Genomic DNA, 501 nt, shown 5'->3' with positions numbered 1-501 from the left:
GGTCCGGCAGGAAGGTCTTTATACGTGCCGGACCCGCTCCTGAAGCTGACGATAGTATTCGTGCTGCGCGTTTATTGTTTCGACGTTGAAGGAACGATGCCGGTATTGTTTGATCTTCCGAATAATGACGTCAATGTATACGTGCGCCGGTTCCTTCGACGCGTATTCATCAAGCACGAAAATATAGCCGGTCGGCTCGTGTTTACCAAGCGTAATAACCGAGTTATAGCAGGACCGCGCATTTTTTCCTTGCGCGATATCCCACGCACCGACGATCAAAAGATCGCTGATCGGTATTTTCAATTCGTTATATACGACATGGGCAGTTCCGTTCTCGTGGTAGTAGTGGTAATAAGCGTAATTCTCCGGGAAAAAGAACTGCTCGTCTTCACTGAAAGCCAAGTTTCGGAATTCCGAATTGTATGCACGCGTTCCCATGTTTACTTTTTCGTGCATAAGCTCGCGATAGGTCCAGCGCCAAGGCCACGCCAGTTCGACGCC

The 501-nt window shown here is 49.3% G+C and carries 1 protein-coding gene; it reads right to left on the bottom strand.

Annotated elements, in window-relative coordinates; translation table 11 throughout:
* Positions 1–18: 18 nt before the first annotated feature.
* A partial coding sequence (locus FLX07_RS35980; RefSeq protein ID WP_208762582.1) for a hypothetical protein occupies positions 19–501 on the bottom strand: 483 nt, incomplete at its 5' end.

This window comes from Microbispora bryophytorum, from assembly GCF_006874465.1.
GTDB lineage: Bacteria > Actinomycetota > Actinomycetes > Streptosporangiales > Streptosporangiaceae > Microbispora > Microbispora bryophytorum.
This window is presented reverse-complemented; position numbering and strand designations above follow the sequence as displayed.